Here is an 8,377-nt window from a genome sequence, read left to right as displayed (position 1 = left end):
TCGATCTTCCCGACTTCACGCGCGCGATCATCGCCTACCTCGAAGGCCGCCCGACCGAAACCGAACACGCCACACACGAACACGCCGGTTTGGACAACGTTAGAACCGGCGGCTGAACAAGGCACGAATCCCGCCAGCACGGCGACCGTGGGCGGTCCCGGACCACAACAGGTCCGGGACCGCCCATCCGTGTCCGTCCCAAAGACATCAGTCCTGCCTTGCCCCAGGGTAAAGCTGCTTGCTCGTCCTAAAGGACGAGCTGCTGCAGGTCCAGAAGGATTGGGTTACCGGCCGACGAGGTTTCGGCGGACGGGGCAGGGCGGGCGCTGCAGGTCACCGGCGATCCAATCACGCCTGAAGGTAATCCCGCTACCTCAATGATTTTCTGGGATCGTCCTCTGAAGGTCTCTTCGGTGATCGCCGAAGAGTGCGGCGTGATGAAGACGTTGTCCAAGGATTCGAAGGGCAGGGTGCTTGATTTTCCGATGCCACCGGGTTCGGGATACCCATACCAGACATCAACGGCCGCTCCGGCAATGCCGTGATGTTTCAACGCGGAATAAAGCGCTTCTTCCTGCACAACGGGACCGCGCGCCACATTGACCAAAAGGCCTTCGGGTCCCAATGCGTCCAGCTGGGCTGCCCCGATGATCCCAGCGGTCTCCGGCGTCAGAGGGGTACTGATCACGAGAACGTCAGATTCAATCAGGGCCCTGAGCAAATCCTCGTCGGATCCGGCCCACCGGAGCCCGTGTGCTTTCGCGTCGACTGATCCCGTCCGGGTGACGGCGAGGTGGTCACAGATTTGCGGGCTCCACACACAATGCACCGACCGCGATGGGGCACTGGCGCGGCAGTGACGGCGGTGAAGCACGTTCGCCGACTTCGGACGCCGGGGCGCCCCGGGGTGACGCCGACCCGCGGGGGCCGCGGTGCTCGAAGAGTTTGAGCGCGGGGCAGGGTCTATGCAACTACCTCGACGCCGTCGCCCTCATAGACAAGACGCCGCCCTGCCCCATCATCCAACCAGATCCAGAAAGCGGACCCGTCCGGCATCCACGCGTCCACCACACCCCCGAGCGGTGGCCGGCCGCGTCCTTGCAGTCGTACGCGACTACCGGCCGGAGCAGTTTCAGGCCCGGCGGTCCATGCATCGGCTACATGAGAGGTTTCATCGCCATCGGAGGCGGAGGCGGTGTCACCGGGAGCACTCGCATGAAGCCCTGGGAATCTTCGTCGTTCTGCCAACGGCTTGTCCTTCCGCGGATTGAATGGACTGGAGAAGTCAGCCAGTCCACTGGCACTGTATTTCGCGACTTGTCAGTTCAAGGACGCGGAGTGGAGGAGGCGACCCAGGACGCTGCGGGCCGGACGCAATCTTGTTCCCCCGTGGCGGGTTGGGGCACCTTTCCGGGCGGAACTGAAACAAACTATCAAATAGTTTGCGCACGAACAATCTCCATATGAGTTCGGTTTGGGCGCCACCTGCGGACCTTCCCCGAATGCCAGTCAGCGACGTGTCCGCGCGGGTGGATGCCGTCGCTAACCGTCCTCAGCGATTTGACGTCGGCTGCCTGTCGGCCCACCCAGAACTCGAGGCGAAAGATTGTTTGGGCCAAGCCCTTGACGTGAAAAAAATACTCATGAGATAGTCAGACCACCTGATCACCCGGTGACATCGGTCACAAGGTAGTCGGACCACGTGATGCGGACACCTGTTTTTAGGGGGAGACAACGATGTTCTCTCCTTCCCCCAGGATGGCATCCCCAGAGAAGGGCCCTTTCAAGACCACCTAGCTGTTGTTTGGCGAAAGCTTTGGATCAAATCAGCGCAACTTGGATGTGCTTGGTGCGCGCGCTTGAAGTGAGTGCCTGGCCACCGGCCCGCCGTTTGGCGATTTCTACCCGAGAAAGGATGCAACACCCATGGATATCATCTTGAACACCAACCGACCGCCGAGTGCTGACCGCGATCCGCGTTCACGCTTCCGGGCGGAAAAACCACCTATTGGAGGCTGGCTTCCGGGGATCTCCCTCACCCCAACCCAGATTTCCGTCCTTAACGCTATGGCTGACCGACTCATACCCGGCGGGGAAGGATTTCCGGCGCCAAGCGAGGTCGACGTTATTTCCTTCTTCCGCCGCTATATCGCGCCCGAAGGCCAGGAACCGAAGTGGTTTCCCTTCATTGGAGAATCGGAGTTCCAGGCACGCCTTGACACTCTCGGTGAGGAATTCGTCCAGTCCTCACCGGCGGCTCAGGTGAAGACGCTCCAGACACTGGAGAAGACAGAGGAGTTCTTTTTTGCGAGGATCCGCGATCTGACGTACTACGCCTACTACTCTCGTCCCGCCGTCATCACGGCGATCAACGCGAATCTGAAAGCGGGCAAGGACCTGAGGAACTCCCCGCAGCCGTTTGGCTATTCGGACACGATGGATGACTGGGATGAACAGCTGCTTAGCCGCGTCCGAGGCACCTACACCCGAACCGAAGACGTACGTCCGGTGGAGGTACCGGCGGATCTACTGAAGGCAAAAGCAACGCAGCTCCAGGAAAGCCAGGTTTGAGCATGAAGAGAAGCAATGAAACCGATGTGCTGGTGATCGGCGCCGGTGCAGGCGGTGCTGCTGTCAGTAAGCGCCTAAGTGATGACGGCATCAAGGTAATCTGCCTTGAGCAGGGCGACTGGCTGCACCCCTTGGACCATCCGCACATGTACGACTCATGGGAGCTGGAACGGGTCCGTTCCTGGGACTGGCATTCAAACGTCCGGAAATTTCCGGAAGACTACCCGACCACAGGAAACGCGGCACCGATGATGATGAACGGTGTTGGCGGGTCGACCCTGCACTATGCCGGAGCCTGGCCGCGCTTCAAGCCCGTTGACTTCCGCAAAGGCACCGAGCACGGAGTTGAAGGCACCATTGACTGGCCCATCAGCTACGAGGACTTGGAGCCCTTCTACGCCATCAACGACGCCGAGATCGGGGTCGCCCGCCGAACCGGCGACCCCGGCAACCCTCCACGGCCCGAAGGGTGGGGGCCCGCCAGCAAGGGCGGGAAAATCGGCAACAAGATGGGGGCCGGATTCGACAAACTGGGTTGGCATTGGTGGCCCGCCGACAACGCCATCCTGACAAGGGAAAAAGACACGCGGCTTGCGTGTAACGACTGCGGATTCTGCCTCGGGGGCTGCCCTCGCGGGTCCATCGCATCCACCGATGTCACCTACTGGCCCCAAGCCATCCGCAACGGCGTGGACCTGCGCGCCAACGCCCGCGTCGAGCGGGTCAACGTAAAGGACGGCAAGGCAACCGGGGCGACCTACATCGACCGCGTCACCGGAGAACGCCATGAGGTGAAGGCAAAGATCGTCGTGATGGCTGCCAACGCCATCGGCACCCCCCGGCTGCTTCTTATGTCGGCGCAAGCCGGCCACCCCGACGGTCTCGCGAATAGCAACGGCATGGTCGGACGGCACCTGATGTTCCACAGCTGGTCCTTCGAGGATTTCTGGTTCGACGAGCCCCTCGACGGCTTCAAGGGGCCGGAACCTGCCGTTTCGTATTCTCAGGAGTTCTACAACACGAATACCGATCGCGGCTTCGTCAACGGTTTTTCCCTGCAAGTGGGAACCGCTTTGGGACCGGCCAACAGTGCATTGGGAACCAACACAGGCAACATGGCCCCATGGGGTGAAAACCACAGGGAATTCTTCAACAATCACTTTGCCCGGCACGCGCTCGTTTACGTCCAGGGAGAAGACCTTCCTGTCGCCACGAACCGCGTGACACTCGACAACGACGTCGTCGACTCATCCGGACTCCCGGTTCCTCAGGTCCACTACGACCTCCACGACAATGACCGGAAACTGATCGAATGGGGACGCGCCCGCGCCCATGAAGCGGCTCAGGCGGCCGGCACCGTCATCGACAGCGCCAGTACCGGAATCGGAGGAGTGGACGGCCCTCCCCCGGGCTGGCACATCATGGGTACTTGCCGCATGGGCAACACGCCGGAAGATTCCGTTACGAACAAGTGGAACCAGACCTGGGACGTACCCAATTTGTTCATCACCGACGCCAGCTCCCTGACGACCGGCGCCGCAGTCAACCCCACTAGCACGCTCCAGGCCGTCGCCGTACGCGCCGCAGAGTACATCAAGCGCCGCTTCCCTGAAATCGTCGGGCAGCGCAAGACTCCCAGCAACGCGGACGCACCCGGGTTCTGACCCGGAACCTTTAGTCCCTGCAGCAGGTCCGCTGTCCCCACGCGGCCCTGCTGCAGGGCTGCAAGCAATTCCCTGCTTGGAGCACATGACCACACACATGACAAAGGAGTCAGAAATGTCTGTTCGAACAAGAACCGCTAACCGTCTGAGCACAAAAATCGCCCTACTCGCGATTCCGATCCTGCTGACGACCGCCTGTGCAGGAGGCGGTACCGGGCCTGCCGGGGCGGCCGGGTCGACAAAGATCGGCTTCGCCCAAGGAAACTTCGGCAACGGATGGTACGAGGTGAACGCCAAGGGCGCGACCGACGAAGCCAAAAAACTTGGACACGATCTGGAAGTAGTCAGTGGCGGCGGCGACCCGGTCACCCAGAATTCGCAACTGTCGAACTTCATCACCAAGGGCGTTGCCGGTCTGATCATCAATCCCACCGATCCGCAGGCACTCTCGAGCAATCTTTCCCGGCTAAAGGATGAAAAGATTCCCTTTGTTCTGGTCAACGCGGGAGTCAAGCCCGAACTGCTGGCGGACAGCTACTGCTATGTAACGGAAGACGAAAAGGTCAACGCAGGCCTGGTCGGCGCGGAGATGGCCCGCACGCTGAAGGCCAAACAGGGAGCAACCAAGCCAGTCAAGATTCTTCTGGTCCTCGGCTTCGCCGGGGACACCAACTCTGCTAACCGCGAGGCCGGTTTCAAGGCTGGCTACGACTCCGTCGCAGGCGCTCCCCCAGCCCAATACCTTGAGAATGTCTACGGGAAATGGGCTGCCGATACGGCCGTTGCGCCGGTCAGATCCGTCGCCACCGGAAACCCCGATCTGCAGGGCATGTTCGTCGGCACGGATTCCATGCTGCCGGGCGTCCAGCAGGCCCTGACATCAGTGAACATGTGGGGCAAGGGCAAAGTCGCGATTGCCAGCTATGACGGGCAGATGAAGGTGGTCAAGCAGATGAAGGAGGACCCGAACTCCCCAGTCATCGCTACTGTTGCGAACCTCCCCGCCCAACAGGGAATCATCGCTGCACAGATGCTGGACAAGGCCCTTAAAGGTGAGGACAAGAACGCAGCATGCCCCGGTAACAAGATATTCGTAAAACCCACCCTCATCACACACGAAAACGCCTCCTCCTACTACAAAAGCGATTCGGACTACTGACCAGACATCAGACCGAAATCTGGCAGCTCAATGAGGAAAGGAGGAACATGCAAGAATCAACCGGACTGCGCACGCCTGCATTGACCCTACGGGGAATATCCAAAAATTATGCGGACGTTCAGGTACTGACGAACGTCGATCTTGATGTCCACGCCGGAGAAGCAGTCGGACTCCTGGGACAGAACGGAGCAGGTAAGTCGACGCTGATCAAGATCATTTCAGGGGTTGAAAAGCCCTCACATGGCATGATTTCTCTGGACGGCGCCCCTGCGGATTTCCGTTCCACCCACGAGGCCCAAAACGCCGGCATAGCCACCATTCACCAGGAAATCATTCTCGTCCCTCAGATGAGCGTGGCCGAGAACCTCTGCCTCTCAGACCTGCCCCGAAAAGGGACGGTCCTGGATCGTCGAGCCCTCTACCAGGAAGCCTCACAGGCCATTAAGGCCCTGGGTTTTGATCTGGATGTCCGGGCGCAGGCTAACCAATTGACCGCGGCGCAAAAGCAGGTTGTCCTCATCGCTAAGGCGCTGAGGCAGAAAGCCAAAATACTGCTGCTGGACGAACCGACAGCAACCCTTCCCGCACCCGATGTGACCAAACTGTTTGAACTCCTCCGCAAACTTAAGCAGGAGGGAACAGGAATCATCTACATTTCCCATCGGATCGACGAGATGTACGAAATCTGCGACCACATCATGGTTCTGCGCGACGGCAAGCAGGTGATGACAGAGAGGACTGCCTTCCTGCCCCGTCAGGAGGCCGTGCGGAAGATGCTCGGGACGGACCCCGTCGGCGCCCTGCAGCAAGGACAGGAGCCGGTACGTGAGTCTCCGCTCGAACCCTCGAGGAAGTGGAATTTTGCGCAAGCGGCGCCCGAGCGCTACCCAGAGGACGCTCGCCCCGCATTTGAGGTCCGGAATCTTACCGACCCGGAGCTTCTCGACGATATAACGCTTAGGGTCAGGCCGGGCGAATCCATCGCTGTAACCGGGCTGGTGGGCAGCGGACAGGCTGAACTTGCCGCCTGCCTGTTCGGTGACCGTAAGTTCTCCTCGGGCCACATTTACGTCAACGGAAAGCGGTTGCGTGCGGTGCATCCCCGGGCGCTCATTGCTGCCGGCGTCGGGTGGGTGCCCGATGATCGGAAAACCCAGGGCCTGGTCCTCAATATGGACCTGAGTGAGAACTTCTCAATGGCCAATCTCCGGAGGATCGCACCCCACGGCTGGGTACAACGGAAACTGGAGAAACGGATAGCTGACGAGGCCATCAAGACTCTGAAAGTAAAGTGCCAGGGCAGCGGCCAGCAGGTAGGACGTTTGAGCGGCGGCAATCAGCAAAAAGTCGTCGTGGGAAAGTGGCTCACGGCAGAAGCGAAGGTCCTGTTGCTGAGCGAGCCGACCCGTGGAATTGATGTGGCTGCCCGGGAAGACATCTATAAGGAAATCAACGAGTTCCTAGCCACCGGTGGGGCAGTCATCGTCTTCAGTTCTGAAATTGAAGAGGCGCTCATGTGCCACAGAATCTACGTCATGGGAAGCGGAGCCGTCGTGGCTGAGTTTGACCACTACGATACTGACCTCAACCAAAAGGTGATGTCGTTGCTCCGCTAGCAGCCATTTGAGCGATGTCCGTCTGCCCTGAAGCCCTTAACAGTGATGACAATGGAGTCAATTTTATGATTAAAGCAGAAGAAACAGCGGAGAAAGGTCCGCGCACTACAGAAGCCGTCTATACGGTCCTCCTTGGAGTCGCGAAAAGCAGGGGCGTTCTCCTGATGGCGGTCGCCGCGATCCTGATTGCAGGATCCGCAATCTCCCCCTACTTCCTGACCAGCCGCAACATCAGCAGTATTGTCCTCACGATCGCGGTCCTATCGGTGGTCGCCGTCGGCCAGTTTCTCGTCATTGTGACAGCCGGGATCGACCTGTCCGTGGGCGCAACAACAGCCCTGACGACGGTGATGACCGCCGTACTCCTCCGTGATGGCCTCCCCGTGGCGGCGGTTATCGGCATCTCGATTGCCGTCAGTTCCGCCGTAGGGCTCGTCAACGGGCTGCTCGTCGTCTACGGAAGGATCACGCCGTTCATCGCAACCCTGGGCATGACCAGCGTCGTGCAAGGCATCGCGTTCCTTGTTCAAAATGGAACTCTCGTGCCCATTAATAACAAGGGCTTCGTCGCCATCTTCGCCGGCACCGTAGGACCGTTCCGCTCTGAGGTGATCATCTTCGTGGTCGTGGCTTTGGCCGCTGCCGCGCTCATGAGGTGGAGCATTTTCGGCCGGAGATTGTACGCATTGGGCGGTAACCCCCAGGCAGCACGTCTCTCCGGGCTGCCCGTCAACAGGGACATAATAACGGCCTACCTTCTGTCAGGTTTACTGGCCGGCCTCGCCGGTCTGATGTTGGCCGCCCAATTGCACGAGGGCAACTCGCTGTTAGGCAGTGACCTGGCATTGAACTCCATTGCGGCGGCGGTCGTTGGTGGCGCCTCCCTCTTCGGCGGGACGAGCACACCGCTTGCGGCTGTCTTCGGCGGATTGCTCATCGGAACGATCTCCAACATCCTTGACCTGATCAGCATGCCTGTCCAAGGCCAGCTCCTGATCAAGGGAGCTCTGATTCTCGTCGCCGTTTACTTCACGTCCGGCGCAGGGCTCAGCCTTAGGCAGCGGATCCGGGGAATATTCAAAAATCGGAGGAAAAGGGCCGGGCCTGCCCAGCATTCTGACCCGGTGGCCGTGGAATCACGCGATGAGCTGCAACCTGTGAAGAGGTAGCCGTGCGATTCCGCATTTACAGCCGTGACCGTAAGCTCCACACGCCTGACGACCGCGTGGCTTCAGGGCAGGAGCAGCAAGCCCGTGGGGCCGGCAGCTCCGAAGATCCGTCAGGCGCAGCCCGGCATCCCGCAGGGATTACCACCACAAAGAGCACAACGAGAAAGTGAGTCACCCATGAGTTTGCATGGATCAAAG

6 protein-coding genes are annotated in these 8,377 nt (G+C 59.9%); 5 read left to right on the top strand and 1 reads right to left on the bottom strand.

Translation table 11 applies throughout. The annotated features are described in order from the left end of the window. Positions 1-247: 247 nt before the first annotated feature. Positions 248-820: an NAD(P)-dependent oxidoreductase gene (locus tag ACTHQX_RS21420; RefSeq protein WP_440174667.1), complete on the bottom strand. Its 573-nt coding sequence runs from the start codon at positions 818-820 to the stop codon at positions 248-250. Positions 821-1,926: 1,106 nt separating this feature from the next. On the opposite strand from ACTHQX_RS21420, the gene ACTHQX_RS21415 reads away from it, so the two are divergent. The 5 genes from ACTHQX_RS21415 (at position 1,927) to ACTHQX_RS21395 (ending at position 8,179) form a co-directional block, all read left to right on the top strand. Beyond that, entirely contained in the window at positions 1,927-2,571 is a 645-nt protein-coding gene (locus ACTHQX_RS21415) for a gluconate 2-dehydrogenase subunit 3 family protein (RefSeq protein WP_440159270.1), read from the top strand. A gap of 2 nt (positions 2,572-2,573) precedes the next feature. Beyond that, on the top strand, positions 2,574-4,235 hold the full coding sequence (locus ACTHQX_RS21410) for a GMC family oxidoreductase (RefSeq protein ID WP_069696265.1): 1,662 nt from the start codon (positions 2,574-2,576) through the stop codon (positions 4,233-4,235). A 115-nt stretch (positions 4,236-4,350) separates the two neighbouring features. Next, positions 4,351-5,394, top strand: coding sequence for a sugar ABC transporter substrate-binding protein (locus ACTHQX_RS21405; protein ID WP_440159271.1), 1,044 nt, complete (start codon positions 4,351-4,353; stop codon positions 5,392-5,394). 47 nt (positions 5,395-5,441) lie between these two features. Continuing rightward, positions 5,442-7,010, top strand: coding sequence for a sugar ABC transporter ATP-binding protein (locus ACTHQX_RS21400; protein ID WP_440159272.1), 1,569 nt, complete (start codon positions 5,442-5,444; stop codon positions 7,008-7,010). 65 nt (positions 7,011-7,075) lie between these two features. After that, positions 7,076-8,179 carry an ABC transporter permease gene (locus ACTHQX_RS21395; RefSeq protein WP_440159273.1) on the top strand — a complete coding sequence of 368 codons (1,104 nt, stop codon included), beginning with the start codon at positions 7,076-7,078 and terminating at the stop codon, positions 8,177-8,179. Positions 8,180-8,377 lie beyond the last annotated feature (198 nt).

The organism is Arthrobacter sp. SAFR-023 (assembly GCF_051965295.1).
Lineage (GTDB): Bacteria > Actinomycetota > Actinomycetes > Actinomycetales > Micrococcaceae > Arthrobacter.
The sequence above is the reverse complement of the archived record's forward strand: the minus strand, read 5'-3'. Positions and strand labels throughout refer to the sequence as shown.

What these genes read in the sequence shown, in the direction of transcription:
- ACTHQX_RS21415 (WP_440159270.1), top strand. Translation starts at nt 1,927, where the DNA reads ATGGATATCATCTTGAACACCAACCGACCGCCGAGTGCTGACCGCGAT.
- ACTHQX_RS21410 (WP_069696265.1), top strand. Translation starts at nt 2,574, where the DNA reads ATGAAGAGAAGCAATGAAACCGATGTGCTGGTGATCGGCGCCGGTGCA.
- ACTHQX_RS21405 (WP_440159271.1), top strand. Translation starts at nt 4,351, where the DNA reads ATGTCTGTTCGAACAAGAACCGCTAACCGTCTGAGCACAAAAATCGCC.
- ACTHQX_RS21400 (WP_440159272.1), top strand. Translation starts at nt 5,442, where the DNA reads ATGCAAGAATCAACCGGACTGCGCACGCCTGCATTGACCCTACGGGGA.
- ACTHQX_RS21395 (WP_440159273.1), top strand. Translation starts at nt 7,076, where the DNA reads ATGATTAAAGCAGAAGAAACAGCGGAGAAAGGTCCGCGCACTACAGAA.